Source organism: Luteimonas terrae, from assembly GCF_004358165.1.
Classification (GTDB): Bacteria; Pseudomonadota; Gammaproteobacteria; order Xanthomonadales; family Xanthomonadaceae; genus Luteimonas; species Luteimonas terrae.
This window is the reverse complement of the sequence record NZ_SMTG01000009.1, coordinates 35,831-56,429: the sequence shown is the minus strand read 5'-3', so window position 1 is coordinate 56,429 and position 20,599 is coordinate 35,831. Positions and strand designations below refer to the sequence as shown.

Below are 20,599 nucleotides of genomic sequence, written 5' to 3'. Positions count from 1 at the left end.
CTGCGACAGTCAGTCGGCCTTCGACAGCTTCAGCGCGCCTTCGAGCACCGTGAACAGCCGCTTGAACTCGCCACGCATCAGCGCGAAGCGTGCGTCGAGTTCGGCGCGCATGTCGTCGTTCTCGGTGTGCTCGAGTGAATCGAGGGCGCCGTCGAGCAGCTTGAACTTGCGGATGATCAGATCCTCACCGAGCACGAAGGAGACGTGGTCGTCGAGATTCAGTGCGAGCCTGGTGACCTGCTTGCCCGAATCGAGGTGGCGCGTGATTTCCTCGTGGCGCAGGTCCTGGCGCTGGCAACGCACGATCGCGCCCTGGTCGGACGGATCCTTGAGTTCGCATTCCTCGCCCAGGGTCAGGCCGTCGGGCAGCGGCTCGCCCGCGATCCAGCCGGTCATGATGCCGCGCGGCGAGACTTCGGCATTGAGCGGCAGCGCCGGGAAGCTGCCGAGCGCGGTGCGGATGTTCGACACCAGGTTCTCGGCGCTCTTACGGCTGGAAGTGTTGACCGCGACCACGCCGTGTTCGAGATCGATCAGCGCGTCGGAGCGCACGGGTTTGACGAACGCGCGCGGCATCAGCTCCTGCAGCAGATCGTCCTTCATCTGCTTGCGCATCTTGCCGCCGGGCTTGCGGCCCTGCTTCTCCTCGAACTGTTCGATGCGCTGCGCCAGCAGTTCGTTGACCACCGGGCCGGGCAGGATCTTCTCCTCGCCCCCGACGGTCAGCCAGATCGCGTCCTCGATGCGGTGCGTGCCGACGTCGGCATCGCGGCCCAGCGGCGAGATGAAGCCATGCGAGGACATTTCCAGCGGACCGACCGGCTTGAGCGGGAACTCGGCCACGCGCGCATCGATTTCGGTCAGGTCGAGGTTGGTGGGAAAGCGGAACAGCGTGAGATTGCGGAAGAACATGCGAATGGCTACCTGGTGCAGAAAACGGACGTCCTCCCCCGTGCACGGGGGAGGGTCGGGTGGGGGCAAACGATCAGGCGTCGCCGATCGCGGATTCGGACGAATGCCAGGCCTGCAGGTCGGCGTGCGCTGTCGCGCCGCTCGCACCCAGCGCGAGGAAATCGAACAGCTTCGGATCGCTGAGCTGCGAGGGGCGGATGTCGCCCAGTGCGCGCGAGATGGTCTCGATTCGGCCGGGCGTGTCGCGTTCCCACTGCTGCATCATCAGACCGACCTGCTTGCGCTGCAGGTTCTCCTGCGAACCGCAGAGATTGCAGGGAATGATCGGGAATGCCTGCTCGTCGGCATAGGCCACGATGTCCGCTTCGGCGACGTAGGCGAGCGGGCGGATCACCACGTGCCTGCCGTCGTCGCTGCGCAGCTTGGGCGGCATGCCGCTGAGCTTGGCGTGGAAGAACAGGTTGAGGAAGAACGTCGCCACCAGATCGTCGCGGTGATGGCCCAGGGCGATCTTGGTGAAGCCGTTGGCCTCGGCGTAGGTGTACAGCGCGCCGCGGCGCAGGCGCGAGCACAGCGAGCACATGGTCTTGCCTTCGGGAATCACCCGGCTGACGACCGAATAGGTGTCCTGCTCGATGATGTGGAAATCCACGCCCAGCGATTCGAGATAGGTGGGCAGGATGTGCTCGGGAAAACCGGGCTGCTTCTGGTCCAGGTTCACCGCGGTGATCGAGAACGACACCGGCGCCTTCTTCTGCAGCTGCAGCAGGATGTCGAGCATGGTGTAGCTGTCCTTGCCGCCGGACAGGCACACCATGACCTTGTCGCCGTCCTCGATCATGCCGAAGTCGGCGATCGCGCGGCCCACCTGGTGGCGCAGGCGTTTGCCGAGCTTCTGCAATGCGGGCGAAGCGGTCTGCGGCGCGCGCAGGCGTGGCCGGGGGTCGATCAGGGGCAGGACGGTACTCATCGTGACTAGTTTACCGGGCGACTCCGGCGCATCGCGCCCGCACGTGCCGCACGGCGCAGCGGCGGCCCACGTTCAGCCGCAGCGGCGGTACGGCCGTTAGACTGCTGCCCTCGCCGGGCCATCCGCGCCCGCCCCGGAGTATCGCCCGCGTGGATTCCATCGCCTGACATCCGATTGCCTGCATGCCCGCACCGGGCCTGCACCTGTCCGCTGTTGCTGCGAGGTTTCCCATGCCATCTCCGTCCTGGCCGCGCGCACGTCGCGCCGGCGATGCCGTGTCGTCCCCGATCCTGCGCGCCCGCCACCTGGCGGCCGTGCTCGACGACGGCCGCGCGCTGTTCACCAGTCTCGAACTCGTCCTGTTGCGCGGCCCCACCGCGCTGATCGGCGCCAACGGCAGTGGCAAGACCACGCTGCTGCGCCTGCTGGCCGGCGCGCTGCCGCCGGGTGGGGCGAGCATCGACACCGACGCTCGCATCGCCTGGCTGCCGCAGCTGCAGGACGCGCTGCCGGCGCGTGTCGTCGACCTGCTGGGCGCAGGCCCGCACGTGGGTGCGCTGCGCCGGTTGCTCGCCGGCAGCGGCGATGCACGCGATCTCGCCTGCATCGATGACGACTGGACGCTGGAAACGGACCTGCGTGCGCAACTCGATGCGGCCGGTCTTGGGGCCATCGATCTCGATGCCGATCCTGCGAACCTGTCCGGCGGCGAACGCCAGCAGCTGCGTCTGCTCGCATTGATGCGCGGTGACGCGAATGTGCTGCTGCTCGACGAGCCCAGCACCTTTCTCGATGCGGCGGCATCCGCGTACTGGCGCGAGCGGGTCCTGGCGCATCCCGGTGCGGTCTTGGTGGTGACGCACGACCCTGCATGGCTCACGGCGATGCCGACAATCCTCGAGCTGCGCGACGGCGCCCTGCACAGGACCGAAGGCAACCTCGACGTCTGGCGCGCGGCGCAGGCGACGCGTCGCGGACTCGAAGCGGACGCGCTGGACGCGGCGCGCAGCGAGCGGTCCCGGACACGTCGCGATGCGGTGGTCGCACGCGAACGCATCGAGCGGCGCAGCGCGCGGGGTCGACGCGACGCACGGACCGAGAACCAGTCGCCGCTGCTGCTCGATCACCGCGCCGATCGCGCGGATCGCAGTCGTGCACGCACGCAGGCCGGGCTCGCCGGCCGCATCGACGCCACCGATACCGCGGTGCGCCGTGCCTACGCCGCGATGGAAAACGTCGCCGCGCCGGACTTCGTGGACGCCGCTGCGATCGCGTTGCCGGAAGGCCGTCAGGTGCTCACGTTCGAGGACGCGCACCCGTGTGCGCCGTCACCGCGTCGCACGCTCGACTGGACCTGCAGTGGCCCGGTGCGCATCGGACTGGAGGGCCGCAACGGCAGCGGCAAGTCGACGCTGGTGCGCGCGATCGCCGGGCACGGCGCGCTCGCGCACGGCCGCGTGATCGCGCATGTGCCGGTGCAGTCGATCGACCAGCAGCTTGCGGGTGTGCCGCCCGCCGTGCCGGCGCTCGACTGGCTGCAGGTGCGCATGCCGGACATCGCGCCGGCCGACATCGCGACCCGTCTTGCGCTGCTGGGATTGCCCGGCACGCGCGCGCGGCAACCGATGGGCGACTTGTCGGGCGGCGAGCGCATGCGGGTCGCGATCGCCGCAGCGGCATGGTCGCGACCTGTCGCGCCGCTGTTGCTGCTGGACGAGCCGGCCAGCCATCTCGACTTCGACAGCGTCGATGCGCTCGTTGCGCTGCTCCGGGCTTGGCCCGGCGCACTGCTGGTGGTCAGCCACGACCCCGCGCTGCTCGACGCGCTCGATCTGACGCACCGGCTGCAGCTCGATGCCGACACGCTGACGCTCGCATGACGGGCGCCGGATACGACGCGGGCGCCCCGAGGCGCCCGTATCGATCACACGAGGGTGGCCCGGCTCAGGGCACCCACACCAGATTGCGCGTGTTCGGATCGGTGGTGATCTCGCTGACCCGGCCGTTCGCATCGAACTGCACCTGGAACTCGGCGAAGCTGCTCATCCAGTACCGCCACAGGTTCGCGTCCAGATCCGGGTTCTCGCTGCTGATCGGATAGCCCAGCGCCATCAGCACCTGTTCGCGGGTCATGCCGGGCGTGACCTTGGCGCGCTTGATCGCGTCCTGGATCTTGGCCGGATAGCCGGCGATCTTCGCCGCCGGATCTTCGGTCACGACGTAGCGTCTGGCGAAATCGGGCAGGGCGATGTCGCGGCTGTAGTCGTTGCCGATCGACTGGCGCGCACCATCGATGCGCACGTTGACGCGATGGCGGCCGTAGCCGGTGACGCTGGTCGGCGTGCCGACCGGAATCACGCGCTTGCCGTTCTCGGCGTAGTTGCTGTCGCTGATCCAGCTGCCGTCGCTGCGCAGGTTGCAGCAGAGATAGCCGTCGTACTTGTCCTGTGCGGCGACGTGGCTTGCGCCGGTGGCGGCCGCGAGGCCGAGCAGGGCGGCGGCGAGACGCGCGGGCGCGCGGCGGTTCGAAGGTCGGGACATCCTGTTTCCTTGACGATGCGGCCGGGGGCGTCGCGGAAGGACGTCACGCGGGCGGCAGCGCCGGCGTCGCGCCGGCCCCCTGAACGACGCGAGCGCATTGTTGCAGCGCCGTTCCGCGCCGCCAAGCGCACCGGACGGCCGTGGCCTTGCGATAAGCTGGCCGCATGTCGACCGACACGCCCGACATCGACCAGAGTCCCGCCGCGCTGCTGATGCGCCTGCGCGCCGAGCACCGCACGCTCGACGCCGCCGTCGCTGAACTCCAGGCCGTTCCGGGCCACGAAATCCTGGCGCTCCAGCGCATGAAGAAGCGCAAGCTGCAGCTCAAGGACTGCATCGCCCGGCTGGAATCGAAACTGATTCCCGACGAGCCGGCTTGAGATCAGCGTGATCTGAAACTGCGGCCCCGCTGCATCCGTGACGCACCACGTCTGATGCCGATTTTGGTGCCACTGGCGCGATCAGCGATTCGTTCGGCCGTGATGCGCACGTGCGCTCGAACGTGCAAGTCCGCGATCAGCCGAAGCGCCGATGGATGACCGTCCAGACGAGACCCACAACGAAGCCGCTTACTCCGATCGCGAAGGCAGACACGATCGACACCTGTGTTCTGTCGCCCAGGTAATAGACCGACAGCGCGATGACGATGGCGATGGTCGTGGGCAGCAGAACGCGCCATCGGAATCCGTACAAAAAGTTCAGAAGATCCCCATCGAAGCCCGCCTTGCGGGCCGCCTACTCCTGCACGGCCACCGGCTCCGCCGGCTTCACCGCTTCCGGGCTGACCTTCTCGATCGAGTGCCGCAGTTCACGGCCCAGGATCACCTTCGCGTCCTTGGCGAGGTTGGCGAGGCGGTCGTCGAAGACCAGCTTGCTGTTGCCGTCGAGTTTGACGAGGCCGAGCTCACGCAGCTTCTGGATGAAGCCGCGGAACAGCGACTTGTCGAAGAACTCCGGCGCGGCCGGCGCGTACAGCAACGACAGGCGCTGCGCGGCGAGCTGGCACAGGCCTTCGAGTTCACCGGCGCCCAGCGTGCCCGGGCCGTTCTTGGCCAGCACCGAGATCGCGATGTAATAGCGCTCGAACGCCTGCTGCAGCGGGTGGCTCAGCGCGCGCAGGCGGAACACCTCGTCGGTCTGGCCGGCGTTGCGGGCGTAGATGCCGTCGTCCTCGTCGCTGACGCGTTCCAGCAGCGCCTCGCGCTCGAAGGTCTGCAGCGTCAGCGCGATGCGCTCGGCGAAGCCGTCCTCGTTCCAGGGCAGGTACAGCTCGGCCTGCAGGAACGGGTACATCGTGCGGCCCAGACGCAGCAGCGTGTGCCGGCTCATGCGGCGGTTGTGCAGGAAGCAGCACGCGATCCACGCCGACGCGGTGAACAGGTGCAGCACGTTGTTGCGGAAGTAGGTCAGCAGGACCGACTTCTCGTCGTCGACGCGGAACACGTCGCCCAGCGGGTGCGCGACGCGTTCGAGGACGTTGATCTCCTCGCCGTGTTTCACGATGTCCTGCGGCGTGTGCGGCGTGACGGTGACGCGGTCCGAATACGGCACGTCGACCAGCAGCTGCTTGGACAGCGCGATCTGCGCGAGCAGGTCGGCCTCGCCCATCGCGTGCTTGGGCGTGGACAGCAGGGCGAGCGCCAGCAGGTTGATCGGATTGACGTCGGCCGCGCGGTTGATGTTGACGTTGATCTGCTCGGCGATGACGTCGACCGTGCGCGACAGCCATTCCGGCCGTTCGCTGTCGGCGACGGCGTTGCCGTCCCAGCCGGTCGCGTGTTCGAGCAGCACATCGGCCAACGCAATCGGCTCGCCGAAGTTCACCACCACCTGGCCGTAGTTCGAGCGCAGCACCTGCGGAATGCCCCACAGCAGCTGCCAGATCGATTCCTTCTTCTTGGCCTTGCCCGAGAGTTCGTCGAGATAACTGTTGCCCTCCATCAGCTTCTCGTAACCGACGTAGATCGGCTGGAACAGCACCGGCCGCGTGGGCTGGCGCAGGAAGGCGCGCACGGTCATCGACACCATGCCGCCCTTGGGCGACAGCAGGCGGCCGGTACGCGAGCGGCCGCCTTCGACGAAGTACTCGATCGAATAGCCACCGGCGACCAGCTGCGCGACGTACTCGGCCAGCACCGTCGAGTAGAGCGCGTTGCCGCGGATCGAGCGGCGGATGAAGAACGCGCCGCCCTTGCGCAGCAGCGTGCCGATCACCGGCAGGTTGAGATTGATGCCGGCCACGATGTGCGGCGGCACGATGCCGCGGTTGTAGAGCAGGTAGCTCAACAACAGATAGTCCATGTGGCTGCGGTGGCTGGGCACGTAGACGATCTCGTGACCCGGCGCTGCGGCTTTCAGCGTGTCGATGTGGTGCACCAGCACGCCGCGGAAGATGCGGTTCCAGACCGTGGTCAGCAGATAGCTGGCCGAACGCACGACGGGGTGCGAGTAGTCGGCGGCGATCTCGTAGGCGTAGGCGTGGGCCTTCTTCCACGCGTCCTCGGGCTTGCTGTTGTCGCGGCGCGCCTGGTCGGCGATCGCGTCCTTGACCGCGGTCGAGGCCAGCACCTTGTCGACCAGCAGGCGACGGGTCGACAGGTCCGGCCCGATGATCGCCTCGCGCACGCGGTTGAAATGCGTGCGCAGCACGCGCGAGAGCTTGCGCACCGTGCGCTCGGGGTCGAGGCCCTCGTCGAGCAACGGCCGCACGTCGACCGGCTCGGCGAAGCGCACCAGGGTGTCGCGACCGTTGAGCAGGATCGACAGCAGCCGGCGGAAGCGGCCGACGATGGTCCAGTTCTCGGAGAACAGCACCGCGAACCAGCCATTGTTCTTGTCCGGCGAGCGGCCGACGAAGATCGAGACCGGCACCACCTGCACGTCGAGCAGGTCGTCGCGCCGGTGCGCCTCGAGCAGTCGTGCCAGCGATTCGGAATGCGTGGCCTTGGACTGCGGCTGGCCGGTCGCCATCGCCAGCGCGCCGCCGGCGTTGCGACGCGACAGCGCGACATAGGCGCGCTTGCGGCCCAGCGGATCGCCGGGCAGCGGCTGCAGCGGCGAGGGCAGGCCGGCCTCGCGGCACGCGCGTTCGAGGATCAGCGCGTTCGACAGGCCGTAGTCCTCGAGCACGTAGCAGACCGGGCGCTCGTCCACGAGCGCCTCGGGTGTCTGCGGCTCGACCTTCAGGCCGATCCAAGGCTGCATCACGCGGCCGAGCAGGCCCATCCACCAGGGGCGGCGGACCGCGCGTCGGGGCGCGGCGAGCGGCACCGGCAGCACGGGCGTCGCCGGCGCGCGCGCGGTGTCGGCGGCCGGGTCACCGGTCGCGGCAGACGGAGCCGCGGGATCGCCGGGCACGTCTTCGACCGCGGATGGATCGGTGCGGCGCTGCGGATCGCCGTCGGGGAACTGGAGGGTCGGTTGATCAGGCATCGGCGGCATTATGCCCAAGCGACCCGTCGGGGCTGCACGCGCACGGACGCACTCAGGGTGTCGCCGGGACCGGTGCGGCGGGCGCATCGGGCGCCGCGGCCGTGCGGGCGTGGCGCAGGAAGTCGCTGACGTACCAGCGGCCGTCGTGGCGCTCCACGTTCACCAGTGCATCGACCGGCTTGTCGGCGAGCACGTAGCGCAGGCGCACTTGCGCGGTGTCGCCGGTCTGGGTGTCCAGCGTGGTTTCCACGCTGTCGAAGGTCCGGTCGAGATCCAGGCCGTAGGCGGCCAGGCGCAGCTTGCCGGCCTTGAACAGCGGCGACAGCTTCGCCAGGCCGTCCTGCATGCCGGCCGCGCCCAGGGCCGCGTCGCTGGGGATTCCGCCCTCGCGTGCGGCGGCCACCAGCGCAGCGATGGTGGCGCGCGCGCGGTCCCGGTCAGCCAGCGGCGCGGTCTCGGCCCAGGCGCTCGCGGCTGCGATCAGCTGGGTGTAGTGGGCGCGTTCGTCCTGGCTGAAGTCGCCGCCCTGTTCGAGGTACTGGATGGCGAAGGCCCCCAGCGCGACCGCCGCCGAACGCAGTTCACGCTCGGCGCCAGCGAACTCGCGATTGAAGGTCTGCAGCAGCAGCCGCTCGGCCTGCGGTGCGCCCAGCGCGGTCAGCACCGCAGGCAACTGCGCTGACAGCGGCAGCTCGCTGATCGGCCAGCGCGAGCGGCCCGCACGCCAGGCGGCATCCAGTTCGGGGGCCAACTCCGGCGTCACCGCATCGTGGGCGAAGGCGGCCAGATCCCCGCTGCGCAGGTGGGCGGTCAGCACGGCAACCGCTTCGACCGGCGTTGCGCCGCCGCGTGCCGGCGCCGGCGCGTCCGCGTCTTCGCGCTGGCACGCGCCCAGCCACAGCACCAGCGGCAGCAGCAGCGTCGCGGCGCGGCTGCGGCCGCGGCGGCGGCGGGCGTCGGGCGAGCGGGCGGGAACGGGCATGGCGGATTTCCTGCGGGGGCCGGACAGCGCATCTTGCAAGCCGCCAGATGACCGGACAAGCGCGGCCGGGCGCGTCGTCGCGCCCGTGCGCCTCACAGATCGCGCAGCACCCAGCCGTGTGGCGTGTCGGCGGCGCTGGCATCGAGCGCGGCCTGGGCGATCTCGTCCGGGCTGCGGCCCGCCTTCCAGGCGACCGCGATCGCGGCCAGCCGCTCGCGCGTGGCCCGGGTGTAGGCGCCTTCGAGTTCGTTCTGCGCATCGACGGCGAGCTTCTGCGGATACAGCGTGCGCGCATCCTCGGACTGGTTCAGCAGCGCGATCAGCCGCGACAGACTGGTGCGGAAGGTGTCGGCCGACAGCGCGGTGCGCTGGGTACGCTGCAGGTGCCACACGGTCAGGTATTCCACCGGCCCCAGCATGCGCCTCGGCGTGCCGCCGAAGAACTGCCCCGAAAACGCGCTGGCCGAGACCGGCGCCGCGCTGTCGGGCAGGCGGGTCGCACCCCAGGAGCTCAATGCGCCGCCCGGAAGGTCCATGCGGCGCAGCGCGGTGCCGATGGTGTCGGCCAGCAGGCGCTGCGCCCGGGTGTCGTCGCTCTCGGCCACGACGCCCAGCAGGCGCAGGAACACCGGGTACTTCTCCTCGCCCAGCCGCCGCACCAGTCGCTTGAGCACGGTCAGGCGGTACTCCGGGTCGGCATGGGCCGCGAGCGTCGAGACCAGACGGTCGGCGGCATCGCGCAGGGCCTGCGCGGACGGAACGGCATTCATCGAAAGGGTGGCGGCGAAAGGAAAGGCCGCCGGACTTTAACCCGGTACGGTCCGGGTCCGGCCTCAGGCCAGCGCGTCGAGGATCGCGTCGGCGCCCTGGTCCGCCGCCTGCGACAGGTCCACCGCCGACAGGCGCGCCTCGAAAGCGAAATCACCCGGCAGCTGGCGGTTTCCGGCCGGCACACCGTCCCAGGCGGCGACGTTGAGCACATCCTCTCCCGGATCGGCCAGCGGGCCACTCGCCACATCCGCAAGGCCACCATCCGCCGGGGCGAGCCCGGGCGCCTCATGGCGCAGGTCGTCGAACGCGACCTGTCCACCCAGCCGGTCGAGGCTGGCGGCGTTGAAGCTGGCGTCGGAGGGAATGCTGCTCATCGGGATAGCGTTGCCTTGTCGATCTCTGGAGGTGGGCTGGGCGAACCGCTTCTGCGGCGATGGGCGGACTGTAACGCTGCTGCCATGCACCGCCTATCTCGGGCTGCCCCTAGGTCGGCGGCGCGGCCCGCGCTGATGGGCTGCAGGCTGAATCCCGGGTGGCTGCGGCCGGTGCCGGGCACCCGCGCTTCACCCCGATCCAGCGGCTCCCGTCGGCGAACGGACGCGTCACGAGCCCATGCTAGCCTCGCCCTTCCACGCGCGACACTGGTGCGCGCCCTGCCTCGGAGGGCCGATGGCCGAAGAGAACGAAGGCGCCGACAAGACCGAAAAACCGACCAGCAAGAAGCTCAAGGACGCCCGCAAGGACGGCAATGTCGCCAAGAGCCGCGAGTTGACCAGCACGGTGCTGATCATGGGGTGGCTGGCCGGTGGCTGGATGATGATGGGTTACATGTTCCGTCGCATCAGCGGTCTGTTCGATTCGGCGCTGCAGGTGATGAACCAGCCCTTCGACGCGGCCTTGCGCACGATCGCGCCGCTGGCCGTGCAGACGCTGCTGGCCATGACCCTGCCGCTGCTGCTGCTGGCGGTGATGCTGGCCCTGCTGGTGGAGTTCCTGCAGGTCGGCCCGGTCGCGACGATGAAGAAGGTCACCCCGGACCTGTCGAAACTGAACCCGGTCAGCGGCGTCAAGAAGATGTTCTCGATGGACAACCTCGTCGAGCTGGTCAAGAGCGCGCTCAAGAGCATGGCGCTGATCGGCATCGGCGGTCTGGTGCTGTGGGGCATGTTGCCGCCGCTGTTGCAGCTGCCGTTCGCGCAGCCGCAGGCGATCGGCAGCGCGATCTGGCACGCGCTCAAGTGGATCGGCATCTGGACGATCTTCGTGTTCTTCTTCGTCTCCGCGCTCGACGCCTCGTATCAGAAGTACAGCTACATCAAGAAGCTGCGCATGAGCCGGCGCGACATCAAGCAGGAGGTCAAGGAGAACGAGGGCGACCCCTACGTCAAGCAACGCCGCAAGCAGCTGCACCAGGAGTGGTCGCAGCAGAACATGCTCAATGCCGTCAGAGGATCGAACGTCGTCGTGACCAATCCCACCCACATCGCCGTCGCGTTGCAGTACGAACAGGGCAATGACGACCTGCCGCTGGTCGTCGCCAAGGGCGAGGGCCATGTCGCCGAAGAGATCAAGCGCGTCGCGGAGGAAGCCGGCGTGCCGATTCTCGAGAACGTCCCGTTGGCACGCGGCCTCAATGCGCGCGTCGAGATCGACGACTACATCAGCGACGACTTCTTCGAGGCCGTCGCGCAGGTGCTGTACTGGGCCGAAGGCGTGCGCATCGGCGAGCACCGGCCCGAACCGCCGGAGTTCGACCCGCCGGCGGAGATGCGGGCCGAGATCGGGCTGGAAAATCCCGAAGATGCGGTGCCGCCGCTGGCCGAGGATCCGGCGGTCGCGGACCGGTTCGAGGATCCGCGGGATCCGATGCGGTAATCACGCTTAAAGCTTCGGCGGCTCGGGCCAGGCGTGACGCGAGGGGCTTGCCTACCTCGCGTTGAACGCGTGCTTCAGCGCCTCGATCAGCCCGCTGTTGTCGACCAGCCGCGTCATCACGATCTCCACGAACACGCCGATCATCAGCAGGATGATCGCCGTCGCCAGCCACGCCTTGATCGGCATCGTCAGCGCAAACACGTTGAGCTGCGGGGCGTAGCGGTTGACCAGGCCGAAGGACAGGTCGATGACCAGCAGGATCACCATCGCCGGGGCTGCGATCAGCAGCATCGCGGTCATCAGATAGCCGAACTGCCCGACGAACAGCGCCATGCCGCTGAGTCTGAGATCGGGAAAGAAACTCATGACCGGCCAGATCGTGTAGCTGGTCATCAGCAGGTCCAGGAACACCAGGAACGCGCCGCTGGCCATGAACAGGAACGTGGCGAACTGCGACAGGAACTCGCCGTGCAGCGAGGTCTGGTGGCCCTGGATGGGATCGAAGATCTGCGCCATCGACATGCCGACCTGGGTGTCGATGACCACGCCGGCCGAGCTGATCGCCCAGAACACGATGCCATAGCAGAACCCGATCGAGATGCCGATGAAGGTTTCCTTGAGCACGATCGCCGACCAGTGTGCGGTGCCGGCGGCCTCGATCGGCGGCGCACCGGCCAGTGCGATCGGGATCGCGACGATCGCCAGGCTCACCATGAAGCTGTTGCGCACCATCGCCGGCACCGTTTCGGTGGTCAGCAGGGGCAGCATCAGGAAGGCGCCGGCGATGCGCGGCAACGTCAGCGCGAGCGCCAGCATCGGGTTGGTGCCGAAGTCCATGGTTCAGACGAGGCCCGGGAAGTCGATGAAGATGCGGTTGGCGAACACGTACAGCGTGCCGCCCATCAGCGAGGCGGTGACGAAGATCGTGATCACGATCGCGAGGAACTTCAGCGCGTAGGGGAACGTCTGCTCCTGCAGCTGTGTGGCCGCCTGCAGGAACGCGATCACCAGGCCGACGAGCGCGGCCGCCGCGACCGGCGGACCGGACAGCAGCAGCACCAGCCACAGCGCTTCCTTGGTGAACTCCAGGACCTCGTTCATCCCGTGACTCCGTAGGTCAGCACGAGGCCGTGGACGAGCTTGGCCCAGCCGTCGATCAGCACGAACAGCAGCAGCTTGAACGGCAACGAGACGGTGGTCGGCGAGAGCATCATCATGCCCAGCGCGAGCAGGATGTTCGCGACCACGAGGTCGATGATCAGGAACGGCAGGAAGATCAGGAAGCCGATCTGGAACGCGGCGGTGAGCTCGCTGACGGTGAAGGCCGGCACGATGACGATGAAGTCGTCGGGCGTCATGCCGCCGCGGCGCTCGGGCGGCAGCATGCGCTGCACGCTGCGCAGGAAGAACGCCCGTTCCGAATCGCTGGAATGCTGGATGAGGAAGGTGCGCAGCGGCTCCTTGCCGGCGTCGATCATCAGCAGCATGCGGTTGGTGTCGAAGCCGCCGGACGCCGGCGCCGGCGCAGCGCCGCTGCCCATCCGCGTGACCTGCTCGGCCAGACCCTGCGGCGCAGGCGCGTCGTCCTCGCGTGGATCATTGCTGGAACCGCCGCGCACCGCGGCGAACATCGGATCCACCGCGGCCTGACCGGCGCCCTGGGCCTGCGCTTCGGCGGCCAGGGCATCGGCGGCCGCCGGGCTGCTCGGTGCGGGCGCAGCGGCCTCCGCCTCGGCAGGCGCCGCCGCCGGGCGCACGTCGATGGGCCGGCCTTCGCGCACCGCCTGCGCCTGCGCGCGGGCATCGATCTGGCGCTGCACCGCGGCCGGCGGCGGCCGGCCCTCGAGCCGCGCCTGCACCGCGTCGTTGACGTCGAGGATCACCGGATACATCACGTAGATCGACAGCACGATCGCCAGGCCGTTGATGACCACGTTCGGCGGCACCTGCTGCAGGCCCAGCGCATTGCGCAGCAGGCTCAGCACCACGACGATCTTGGTGAACGAGGTGACCATCACCGCCACGAACGGGGCCAGCGCGAGGCTGACCACCGTCACCAGGACGAGGGCGGGCGAGAACGTGCTGAAATCCATGCTCAGCTCCAGGACAGCAGGCGGACGCCCAGCGTATCGCCAACCGCGACCAGTTCGCCCTGGCCGGCGACGCGGCCGTTGGCGCGGATGGTGACGTTGGCGCCTTCCAGGTGCACCGGCAGCGCGAACACGTAGCCGGGCTGCAGCGCGGCGATGTCGGACAGCTTCAGCTCGACCTTGCCGACCTCGAATTCCACCTCCACCGGCAGGCGGCCGGCCGGATCCTCGGCGGCGGGCGTGGCGTCTTCGGTCTGCAGGGCGTCGGTCGCGTCGGTCTCGCTCATGCGGGGTGTCTCCTGGTGTCGGGGGCGTGGGGTGGGCGGGCCGTCGATGCGCCAGCCGTCGGGGCCGGTCCGGACCGGCCAGCGCAGACCGGCGGCGCTGGCGTGCAGCGGCGGCAGGCGGGTGTTGCCGACGACGATCACATCGCCGGGATGCAGGCTGCGGACATCGGCCAGAGTCAGCGGCGGCGCGACGATGGCGACCGTCGCAATGACCGGCAGCTGGCGCCAGTGACCGGGATCCACCTGCGGTGGCGGGCCGGCATCGGCGCGGGCGAGCAGTGCCTGCACCCAGCTTGCGGGCGCGCGCAGGGTGCCGTGCACGATGGCGCCGTCGACGGCGGCGAAGTCGAGATCGAGCCACAACGTGTCGGCGGCCGGCGCCTCGAGCGGCGCATCCGGCAGCGGCAGCAGCGAGGCACCCAGCGCTTCGCTGATCTGCACCAGCGTGGCCTCGTGGGCCAGGCTCCAGGCAAGCACGCGCGCGCGGCCGCGGCGGTCCTGCCAGTGCAGGCCGTCGTCCTCCGCCTGCGGCGCGGACGACAGCCGCAGGCCCAGGCGCACGCCGTCGGCGTCGAGCTCGAACAGGCCGCCATCACCGGCAGTGCCGGACGGTGGACGACCGCCGCGCAGCTGCAGGGTGCCGCCTGCCGTCGTCCACTGGCGCGGCCGGGCGTGCAGGCTGCGCAGCGTGTCGGCCTGCGTGGCCGACAGCCGCGGCAGGCGCTCGCGCAGCGGCGCGTGGCGCGGCGTCGGACTGCTGGTCGCGTCAGCCATGGCCCAGTGCCACCTTCATCAGTTCGGGGAGGGAACGCACTCCGAGTTTGCTCATCATGTTGGCCCGATGCAGTTCAACGGTCTTGATGCTGATGCCGAGGATGTCGGCAATGATCTTGTTGGGCTTGCTGGCGACGACGAGGTCGAGCACCTGCCGCTCGCGCGGACTGAGCTTGGCGAGCGCCGCGCCCTGCGGCGAGCCGGCCTGCACGCGATCGCGACTGAGCGCGTTGCGGATGGCATCGATCAGCGCATCGTCGCTGAAGGGTTTTTCGAGGAAGTTCGACGCGCCCTTGCGCATCGCCTCCACCGCCAGCGGCACGTCGCCGTGCGCGGTGACGAACACCAGCGGCAGCGTGGAGCCGCGGCGCAGCAGCTCGTCCTGCAACTGCAGGCCGCTCATCTCCGGCATGCGGATGTCCGACACCAGGCATTCGCCATCCCCGTGCCGGGTGCTGTCGAAGACGGTCAGGAACGCCGCGCCCGAGGCGAACGCGCGCACTTCGAAACCGGCCGTTTCCAGCAGCCAGGCGGTGGAATCGCGGAAACCGTCGTTGTCGTCGACGAGGTAGATGCGCGTCGCGGTCATGGCGTCAGAGCCTCCTGTCCGGGGGCGGCAGCGTGAATCCGAACACGCTGCCGCCGCCTTCCCTGGCCTCGAAGAACAGACGGCCTTCGTGGTATTCGATGATCGAGCGGCAGATCGCGAGACCGATCCCCAGCCCGTCGGATTTGGTGGTGTAGAACGGCGAGAACAGCTGCTCGCTCTCGGCCTGGCTCAGTCCCGGGCCGCGGTCGCAGACGCGCACTTCCACTTCGCCATCGAGGTTCACCCGCGCCTCGATGCGCAGGCCGCGCTGCGCCGCCGGCACTTCGCGCATCGCCTCGATCGCGTTCTTGACCAGATTCAGCAGGACCTGTTCGACCATCACCCGGTCGGCATAGACCGCCGGCAGTCCGGGCGCGAGTGCAAGTTCGATGCGCAGCTGCTGGCGCTCGGCCTCCAGCCGCAGCAGTTCCAGCACGGTATCGACGATCAGCGGCAGTTCCTGCGCATCGCGACGCGGCTCGCGGGCGCGCACGAATTCGCGGACCCGCGCGATCACCGCGCTGGCGTGTTCGGCTTGCGTGCGTGCGGCCTGCAGGGCGCGCTCGACCTGCACCGGCCCGCCCGCCTGGTCGACCAGGCGCAGGCTGCCGTTGAGATAGTTCACGATCGCCGCCAGCGGCTGGTTGAGCTCGTGCGCGAGCGTCGCCGCCATCTCGCCGACCGACATCATCCGCGAGGTGAAGAGCAGCTTCTCCTGCTGCGACTTGTGCGAATCGAGCGTCTCGATGCGCTCGCTGATGTCGACCGCGGTCAGCAGCGACAGCGCCCGCGTGCCGCAGTCGAGATCCCGCCAGTGCAGCGCATACCAGCGGCCGCTTCCGGGCGCGCGGACTTCTTCGCCGCGCGCATCGCCGGTGAGATCGCCGTACAGCGTCGCCAGCAGCGCATCGCGCTGCGCGAAGCCGGGCAGCGTGCCCAGGTCGCCTTCGAACCGGCTGTTGGATGCGACCAGCGCGCCGGTCGCGCGGTCGAACGCGGCGCAAGCGAACGGCACCGCCTCGAGCACCTCGTTGAGCGCGGCCGCGCCGTCCTGGACGGTCGGCTGGGCAGGGCGCGCGCCGGCCGCGCGGGGGCTTCCGGTCCGTGGCGTCATGCGATGGGCGACACCGTTTGGCTGCTAACGTGCCCGGGCACCGTCCCGGTGCCACGCACGCGAGACCCCATGACCTGCGCCAACCGTCCTTCCCGTTCCGCCATCGCCGCAACGTCCGCCGGTCTGATGGGACTGGCCACCGCCACCGCGCAGGCCGCCGCGCCCGCGGCGCGCGCGACGCCGAGCGAGTCGTTCGTCGGCGAGATGTTCGCCATCGTGATTCCACTAGTCCTGATCATCGTGGGCCTGGTGTTCCTGCTGCGGCTGGTACGACGGCGGTACGGGTTGTCGGGCAACGATGCCCCACTTTCGGTCCTGCAGATCCTGCCCCTAGGTCCGCGCGAACGGCTGGTGCTGGTGAAGTCGCGCGCGGGCCGGGTGTTTGCGGTCGGCGTGGGAGCGCAATCTGTGACCTTCGTTACAGATCTGGATGCTGACGATCTGCAGGCCCCCCCACCGGCGGCCTCCATGGCCGCGCCGCATTCACCTCTCAATATCGACGCGCACCGTTAAGTGGTGGTGACGCTTGGGTTTTTATCCGGAGACAGTGACGCAGGAAACGTTTTCACACCGATTGCACACTTTCGCTGGAACCTTCTTGCAACATCGGATTGACCTGTCCATAACATAGCCCAGCTATCGTAGAGCGGCACAATGTGACGCACGAGGTCAGGGGCAGATGCGCCGAATGGACACCGGAGTGTGCGAGACCGCCGTGGGGCCGGGCCTTTCCGAAGGACTGCCCGTTCGTCACGCGTCGCGTCGGAACATGACGGCCGTCCCCCCGGTCCGTGCGTCCAAGGTGGTGTCTCCGTGAAGGCCTTATTCGCCCAGTTGACCGGTGCGCCCGCGGGCGCTGCGCCGCGCGCGAAGCTCGGCTACAGCGACGTCATCCTCGCGTTTGCCGCGGTCACGATCATCAGCGTGATGATCCTGCCGCTGCCGCTGGTGGTGATCGACACCCTGGTGGCGGTCAACATCTCGATCGGCTTCGGCCTGCTGCTGCTGGGCATCTACATCCCCACGGCGGTCGCCTTCTCCAGCTTCCCCAGCGTGCTGCTGCTGACCACGCTGTTCCGGCTGGCGATCTCGATCGCGATCACCCGCTCGATCCTGCTGCATGCCGAAGGCGGCCACATCGTCGAGACCTTCGGCACCCTGGTCGCCGGCGGCAACCTCGTGGTCGGCATGGTGGTATTCCTGATCATCACCGTCGTGCAGTTCATCGTGATCGCCAAGGGCGCCGAACGCGTGGCGGAAGTCGCCGCCCGCTTCACCTTGGACGCGATGCCCGGCAAGCAGCTCTCGATCGACTCCGATCTGCGCGCCGGCCTAATCGACAAGGACGAGGCGCGCCGCAAGCGCCGCCTGCTCGAGACCGAAAGCCAGCTGCACGGCTCGCTCGACGGTGCGATGAAGTTCGTCAAGGGCGATGCCATCGCCGGCATCGTCATCATCCTGATCAACCTGCTCGGCGGTCTGGCGATCGGCGTGCTCCAGCGGGGCATGCCGTTGGGCGAAGCCACCCGCGTCTACAGCATCCTGACCATCGGCGACGGTCTGGTCTCGCAGATCCCGGCCATCCTGTCGACGATCGCCGCGGGCCTGATCGTCACCCGCACCACCGGCGAGATCGACGATCGCCACCTCGGCGATGCGATCACCCGCCAGGTCTCCGGCCAGCCGCGCGTGATCATGATCACCGGCATCCTCGCGCTGCTGATGACTCTCGTGCCGGGCTTCCCCTGGCCGGTGTTCCTGATCCTGGGCGTGGGCCTGCTGACCTTCAGCGCGTGGAGCTACCGCTACAAGTTCGAGGTGCTGCGCCGCGCCTTCCGCATCAGCGAGGAAGAAGTCGTCGCCGATGCCCAGCAGGCCGTGAAGCAGGACGATCTGGCGCCGCCCGCGCCGCTGCAGCTGCAGGTCTCGCCGCTGCTCGCCCACAATCTGGGCGCGCACAATCTCGAGGCCCGCGTGGCCGAGGTCGCCCAGCGCCTGCGCGAGGAATACGGCGTGCCCGTGCCGGTGCCGTCGTTGCGCATCGTGCCGACCTTCGGCGACGACGAATATCGTCTGACCGCTTTCGGCGCACGCATCGCGACCGGCCGCCTGCGCAGCGATGCGCTGCTGCAGCCGCAGCCTGCAAATTCCGCCAACGCGGCGAAGCTGCCGGGCTTCTATCCGGCGGTCGTCGCCGGCGAGTGGGTCCAGACGCAGGGCGAGGGCACGCAGGCGCCGATCGACGTGCTCGGCGCGCATGCATCGGCCGCGATCCGTCGTCGCATGGGCGGGTTCCTGGGCATCCAGGAAACCTCGAACCTGTTCGCGAAGATGCAGCGCGACTATCCGGATCTGGTCAAGGAGATGCTGCGCGTGGTCGCGCCGCAGCGCGTGGCCGACGTGCTGCGCCGGCTGTCCGAGGAAGGCGTGCCGATCCGCAACCTGCGCGACGCGTTCGAGGCGATCACCGATGTCGGCGGTCGCGAGAAGGATGTGGTGCTGCTCACCGAGTACGTCCGCGTGGCGCTGAAGCGCGAGATCGCGGATCGCTATTCAGACGATGAGCGGACGCTGCATGTACTGTTGATCCACCCCGAACTGGAAGACAAGTTGCGGCAATCGGTCCGCGTGGCGGGTGGTGCCAGCCAGCTTGCGATCTCGCCGGAACTGGCCGGGCGTCTGGGCAACGAGGTGCGTGCGCACCTGGGCCGCCAGGCGCCGGGCGTGAAGCCGGTGCTGCTGTGTTCGCTGGACGTGCGCAGGCATCTGCGCAAGCTCATGGAGGTCGATTTCTTCGACTTGCCGGTGCTGTCGTACCAGGAACTGGCGCCGGACCTGCGCATCGTGCAGGCGGGGCAGATCAATGCGTGATTCCAACCATGACGTAGTCGCTTCATTCAGGGGCATGCGCTCCGAGGTCATCGCGGTCGACGCGGTCACCGCAGCGCAGGCAATGAGAGGACTGACATGACAGAACGCACTCAATCCAAGGCGCACAACGTGCTGCGCATCGTCGACGGCCTGCATGCAGGCGCCAGCCGCGTGCTCGCGGACGAGGAGATGATTCTCGTCGGCAGCGGTGAGGACTGCGACATCGTGCTCGCCGACGACGCCGTCGCCGCCCACCACGCGCTCGTGAGCCTGGTCGGCGGCCGCTTCCTGGTGCGCGCGCTGGACGCGCCCGTCAAGGTGGGCGCGCAGGACATCCATCCCGGCGATCCGGTCGAACTGTCCGTGGTGCAGCAGGTGCGGATCGGCGACGCGGTGATCGCCTTCGGCCGCGAGGACGATCCGGCCTGGGATGAATTCGTCACCGTGTTCGCGCCGAACGACGAAGAGGCCGTCGCGCGTCCGGGCTTCGTGCGCAAGCTGCCGCTGATCGCGGGCATCGCGGCGCTGTCGCTGGCATCGCTGGCGATCTTCGCCGCCGTGCTGCCGGCACCCGATCACGGGCCGGACCAGCGCGAGCGCCTCTCGGCGCTGCTTGACGAGCATCGCGTGGCGAACGCGCAGATCACCGACGGCACCGGCGGTCGTCCCACCGTGACCGGCGCGGTCGACGATGGCGCCACGCTCGAGCGCCTGCGCAACCAGGTGCGCGCGGAGCACATCGACGCGAACCTGCAGATCCGCACCGGCGAGCACATCGCCAGCGACGTCTCGGAAATGTTCCGCGGCCAGTCGATTCCGGTGCAGGCCCGCTACGTCGGCAACGGCGATGTCGAGGTGATCGGCGAGTTCAAGGACGACGCTCAGATCCGCCAGATCGCGTCCTCGCGCGCGGTCTCCGACATCCCCGGCGTGCAGCGCATCGTGCCGCGCACGCCGACCGGTGCAGTCCCTGGCGCGCAGCTCGAGCAGCCGCAGGCGCCGCCGGAGGCGCACATCGTGCGCATCGTCCGCGGTGACGACCCGCATCTGCTGTCGTCCGACGGCCGTCGCTTCGTCGTCGGCGAGAAGATTCCCGGCAAGGGCGATCTGGTGGCGATCGGCGAATTCGCGCACGTCATCGGGCCCGACGGCGCCACCATCAAGATCGTCCCGGGGCCGGCACCGACGCCGGAGGAGCAGGCGCTGGCCGCAAGGGCGCAGGCCCATGCCGCTGCCGGCGGCGATCCGCGCTTCGCCAAGGTCGAGGCCAACGTCCGTGCCGGCGCCATCGCCACGGTCGGCACCGGCCCGAGCCCGGCATCGCGCCAGTGATCATCCTGCGGCGCCCGGCGCGTCGCATTCTTCCCGCAACATTCCCGCAATTTCAGGCT

At 68.9% G+C, this 20,599-nt stretch carries 20 protein-coding genes; 6 read left to right on the top strand and 14 right to left on the bottom strand.

The annotated features are described in order from the left end of the window. Positions 1-9: 9 nt before the first annotated feature. Both E2F49_RS15535 and ttcA read right to left on the bottom strand, forming a co-directional pair. A complete protein-coding gene (locus E2F49_RS15535) occupies positions 10-912 on the bottom strand; it encodes a recombination-associated protein RdgC (RefSeq protein ID WP_133394736.1) in 903 nt (300 codons plus the stop codon). 73 nt (positions 913-985) lie between these two features. Then, on the bottom strand, positions 986-1,882 hold the full coding sequence (gene ttcA / locus E2F49_RS15530) for a tRNA 2-thiocytidine(32) synthetase TtcA (protein WP_133394735.1): 897 nt from the start codon (positions 1,880-1,882) through the stop codon (positions 986-988). A 230-nt stretch (positions 1,883-2,112) separates the two neighbouring features. On the opposite strand from ttcA, the gene E2F49_RS15525 reads away from it, so the two are divergent. Beyond that, complete coding sequence (locus E2F49_RS15525; protein WP_165971268.1) at positions 2,113-3,762, top strand: ATP-binding cassette domain-containing protein; 1,650 nt, start codon at positions 2,113-2,115, stop codon at positions 3,760-3,762. A gap of 64 nt (positions 3,763-3,826) precedes the next feature. Here the strand turns inward: E2F49_RS15525 and bamE are convergent, their stop codons facing one another. Further along, positions 3,827-4,423 carry an outer membrane protein assembly factor BamE domain-containing protein gene (gene bamE, locus E2F49_RS15520; protein ID WP_133394733.1) on the bottom strand — a complete coding sequence of 199 codons (597 nt, stop codon included), beginning with the start codon at positions 4,421-4,423 and terminating at the stop codon, positions 3,827-3,829. Positions 4,424-4,587: 164 nt separating this feature from the next. Here bamE and E2F49_RS15515 point away from each other — a divergent pair, with 164 nt between their 5' ends. Beyond that, positions 4,588-4,803 (top strand): YdcH family protein, encoded by a 216-nt coding sequence (locus tag E2F49_RS15515; RefSeq protein ID WP_133394732.1) that lies wholly within the window; start codon positions 4,588-4,590, stop codon positions 4,801-4,803. 136 nt (positions 4,804-4,939) lie between these two features. On the opposite strand, the gene E2F49_RS16525 is transcribed toward E2F49_RS15515, so the two are convergent. The 5 genes from E2F49_RS16525 to E2F49_RS15495 all read right to left on the bottom strand — a co-directional run bounded on the left by E2F49_RS16525 (position 4,940) and on the right by E2F49_RS15495 (position 9,982). Then, positions 4,940-5,116 (bottom strand): hypothetical protein, encoded by a 177-nt coding sequence (locus E2F49_RS16525; protein WP_165971267.1) that lies wholly within the window; start codon positions 5,114-5,116, stop codon positions 4,940-4,942. A gap of 42 nt (positions 5,117-5,158) precedes the next feature. Beyond that, positions 5,159-7,864 (bottom strand): glycerol-3-phosphate 1-O-acyltransferase PlsB, encoded by a 2,706-nt coding sequence (gene plsB, locus E2F49_RS15510; RefSeq protein WP_133394731.1) that lies wholly within the window; start codon positions 7,862-7,864, stop codon positions 5,159-5,161. A gap of 43 nt (positions 7,865-7,907) precedes the next feature. Then, on the bottom strand, positions 7,908-8,837 hold the full coding sequence (locus E2F49_RS15505) for a hypothetical protein (RefSeq protein WP_133394730.1): 930 nt from the start codon (positions 8,835-8,837) through the stop codon (positions 7,908-7,910). 92 nt (positions 8,838-8,929) lie between these two features. Next, positions 8,930-9,607, bottom strand: a complete 678-nt coding sequence (locus E2F49_RS15500) for a hypothetical protein (RefSeq protein WP_133394729.1) — start codon at positions 9,605-9,607, stop codon at positions 8,930-8,932. A 63-nt stretch (positions 9,608-9,670) separates the two neighbouring features. Beyond that, entirely contained in the window at positions 9,671-9,982 is a 312-nt protein-coding gene (locus tag E2F49_RS15495; RefSeq protein ID WP_133394728.1) for a hypothetical protein, read from the bottom strand. A gap of 295 nt (positions 9,983-10,277) precedes the next feature. Between E2F49_RS15495 and sctU the strand changes: the two genes are divergently transcribed. Further along, positions 10,278-11,483: a type III secretion system export apparatus subunit SctU gene (gene sctU, locus E2F49_RS15490; protein WP_165971266.1), complete on the top strand. Its 1,206-nt coding sequence runs from the start codon at positions 10,278-10,280 to the stop codon at positions 11,481-11,483. A gap of 51 nt (positions 11,484-11,534) precedes the next feature. Here sctU and sctT read toward each other — a convergent pair whose 3' ends face one another. From sctT to E2F49_RS15455, 6 genes are read right to left on the bottom strand one after another with little or no spacing between them, the layout of a single operon-like run. Next, the gene (gene sctT / locus E2F49_RS15485) at positions 11,535-12,320 is read right to left on the bottom strand and encodes a type III secretion system export apparatus subunit SctT (RefSeq protein WP_055250299.1); all 786 of its coding nucleotides are present in this window, start codon (positions 12,318-12,320) and stop codon (positions 11,535-11,537) included. 3 nt (positions 12,321-12,323) lie between these two features. Then, on the bottom strand, positions 12,324-12,584 hold the full coding sequence (gene sctS / locus E2F49_RS15480; protein WP_055250297.1) for a type III secretion system export apparatus subunit SctS: 261 nt from the start codon (positions 12,582-12,584) through the stop codon (positions 12,324-12,326). Next, on the bottom strand, positions 12,581-13,576 hold the full coding sequence (locus E2F49_RS16745; protein WP_279487381.1) for an EscR/YscR/HrcR family type III secretion system export apparatus protein: 996 nt from the start codon (positions 13,574-13,576) through the stop codon (positions 12,581-12,583). The genes sctS and E2F49_RS16745 overlap by 4 nt, the downstream gene beginning before the upstream one ends. Positions 13,577-13,578: 2 nt before the next feature. Then, positions 13,579-14,634, bottom strand: a complete 1,056-nt coding sequence (gene sctQ, locus E2F49_RS15465; protein WP_133394726.1) for a type III secretion system cytoplasmic ring protein SctQ — start codon at positions 14,632-14,634, stop codon at positions 13,579-13,581. After that, positions 14,627-15,223, bottom strand: coding sequence for a response regulator transcription factor (locus E2F49_RS16740; protein WP_055250294.1), 597 nt, complete (start codon positions 15,221-15,223; stop codon positions 14,627-14,629). Before E2F49_RS16740 ends, sctQ begins: the two co-directional genes overlap by 8 nt. A 4-nt stretch (positions 15,224-15,227) precedes the next feature. Continuing rightward, positions 15,228-16,337, bottom strand: coding sequence for a sensor histidine kinase (locus E2F49_RS15455; RefSeq protein ID WP_133394725.1), 1,110 nt, complete (start codon positions 16,335-16,337; stop codon positions 15,228-15,230). A gap of 69 nt (positions 16,338-16,406) precedes the next feature. Here E2F49_RS15455 and E2F49_RS15450 point away from each other — a divergent pair, with 69 nt between their 5' ends. The 3 genes from E2F49_RS15450 to E2F49_RS15440 all read left to right on the top strand — a co-directional run bounded on the left by E2F49_RS15450 (position 16,407) and on the right by E2F49_RS15440 (position 20,540). After that, a complete protein-coding gene (locus tag E2F49_RS15450) occupies positions 16,407-16,850 on the top strand; it encodes a FliO/MopB family protein (protein WP_165971265.1) in 444 nt (147 codons plus the stop codon). Positions 16,851-17,150: 300 nt separating this feature from the next. After that, on the top strand, positions 17,151-19,208 hold the full coding sequence (gene sctV, locus E2F49_RS15445; RefSeq protein WP_165971264.1) for a type III secretion system export apparatus subunit SctV: 2,058 nt from the start codon (positions 17,151-17,153) through the stop codon (positions 19,206-19,208). Positions 19,209-19,304: 96 nt separating this feature from the next. Then, positions 19,305-20,540 carry an FHA domain-containing protein gene (locus tag E2F49_RS15440; protein ID WP_133394722.1) on the top strand — a complete coding sequence of 412 codons (1,236 nt, stop codon included), beginning with the start codon at positions 19,305-19,307 and terminating at the stop codon, positions 20,538-20,540. Positions 20,541-20,599: the final 59 nt, after the last annotated feature.

Bases quoted from the DNA above. Each gene is read 5' to 3' on its own strand.
- E2F49_RS16745 (WP_279487381.1), bottom strand. From the start codon at position 13,576: ATGGATTTCAGCACGTTCTCGCCCGCCCTCGTCCTGGTGACGGTGGTC.
- sctT (WP_055250299.1), bottom strand. From the start codon at position 12,320: ATGGACTTCGGCACCAACCCGATGCTGGCGCTCGCGCTGACGTTGCCG.
- sctQ (WP_133394726.1), bottom strand. From the start codon at position 14,634: ATGGCTGACGCGACCAGCAGTCCGACGCCGCGCCACGCGCCGCTGCGC.
- E2F49_RS15525 (WP_165971268.1), top strand. From the start codon at position 2,113: ATGCCATCTCCGTCCTGGCCGCGCGCACGTCGCGCCGGCGATGCCGTG.
- plsB (WP_133394731.1), bottom strand. From the start codon at position 7,864: ATGCCGCCGATGCCTGATCAACCGACCCTCCAGTTCCCCGACGGCGAT.
- E2F49_RS15440 (WP_133394722.1), top strand. From the start codon at position 19,305: ATGACAGAACGCACTCAATCCAAGGCGCACAACGTGCTGCGCATCGTC.
- E2F49_RS15515 (WP_133394732.1), top strand. From the start codon at position 4,588: ATGTCGACCGACACGCCCGACATCGACCAGAGTCCCGCCGCGCTGCTG.
- bamE (WP_133394733.1), bottom strand. From the start codon at position 4,423: ATGTCCCGACCTTCGAACCGCCGCGCGCCCGCGCGTCTCGCCGCCGCC.
- sctS (WP_055250297.1), bottom strand. From the start codon at position 12,584: ATGAACGAGGTCCTGGAGTTCACCAAGGAAGCGCTGTGGCTGGTGCTG.
- E2F49_RS15455 (WP_133394725.1), bottom strand. From the start codon at position 16,337: ATGACGCCACGGACCGGAAGCCCCCGCGCGGCCGGCGCGCGCCCTGCC.
- E2F49_RS15535 (WP_133394736.1), bottom strand. From the start codon at position 912: ATGTTCTTCCGCAATCTCACGCTGTTCCGCTTTCCCACCAACCTCGAC.
- E2F49_RS15495 (WP_133394728.1), bottom strand. From the start codon at position 9,982: ATGAGCAGCATTCCCTCCGACGCCAGCTTCAACGCCGCCAGCCTCGAC.
- ttcA (WP_133394735.1), bottom strand. From the start codon at position 1,882: ATGAGTACCGTCCTGCCCCTGATCGACCCCCGGCCACGCCTGCGCGCG.
- E2F49_RS15500 (WP_133394729.1), bottom strand. From the start codon at position 9,607: ATGAATGCCGTTCCGTCCGCGCAGGCCCTGCGCGATGCCGCCGACCGT.
- E2F49_RS15450 (WP_165971265.1), top strand. From the start codon at position 16,407: ATGACCTGCGCCAACCGTCCTTCCCGTTCCGCCATCGCCGCAACGTCC.
- E2F49_RS15505 (WP_133394730.1), bottom strand. From the start codon at position 8,837: ATGCCCGTTCCCGCCCGCTCGCCCGACGCCCGCCGCCGCCGCGGCCGC.
- sctU (WP_165971266.1), top strand. From the start codon at position 10,278: ATGGCCGAAGAGAACGAAGGCGCCGACAAGACCGAAAAACCGACCAGC.
- E2F49_RS16740 (WP_055250294.1), bottom strand. From the start codon at position 15,223: ATGACCGCGACGCGCATCTACCTCGTCGACGACAACGACGGTTTCCGC.